Annotated in this window: 2 pseudogenes; both read left to right on the top strand. The window is 65.4% G+C overall.

The window, feature by feature from the left end:
- Window positions 1-283, top strand: a pseudogene (locus HX846_RS37425) (efflux RND transporter periplasmic adaptor subunit); the annotation flags it as partial.
- Window positions 280-509, top strand: a pseudogene (locus HX846_RS37420) (efflux transporter periplasmic adaptor subunit); the annotation flags it as partial. The pseudogenes HX846_RS37425 and HX846_RS37420, both read left to right, overlap by 4 nt.

The raw sequence follows: 509 nt of genomic DNA, 5'->3' as shown, positions 1-509 counted from the left end.
CGCCACCGCCAACGGGCCGGCCAAGGCCAGCATCGAATTGCCGTGGGCAGCCTTGACCAAAGACATCAGCGCGCCTGCTGTCTGGCTGGTGGACGACGACGGCAAGGCGCAACTGCACAAGGTCACGGTCGCGCGTTACCTGACCGGCAAGGTGATCATCAGCGACGGCCTCAAGGGCGGCGAAAAAGTCGTGGTGGCCGGCGGGCAACTGCTGCATCCCGGCATGATCGTGGAAATCGCCCAGCCGCCGGATCAGGCCCAGGCCCAGGGAGTGCAGCCATGAAGCAGTTGACGTGTGTGCTCGCCGCCAGCCTGCTGTTGATGGCGTGTTCCAAGGAAGAACCGGCACCGGAACCGGTGCGCCCGGTGCTGTCGATTGAAGTGAAAGCCGAGGACCAGGAAAACCTCGGCCGCTTCGCCGGCACGATCCAGGCCCGCTACGAAAGCAATCTCGGTTTCCGTGTGCCAGGCCGTATCGCCCGGCGCGCGGTCGACGTGGGCGCTGAAGT

Origin of the sequence: Pseudomonas sp. K5002 (genome assembly GCF_013386655.1) — a bacterium.
Taxonomy (GTDB): domain Bacteria; phylum Pseudomonadota; class Gammaproteobacteria; order Pseudomonadales; family Pseudomonadaceae; genus Aquipseudomonas.
Note: the sequence above shows the minus strand (reverse complement) of the source record. Positions and strands in the feature narration are given on the sequence as shown.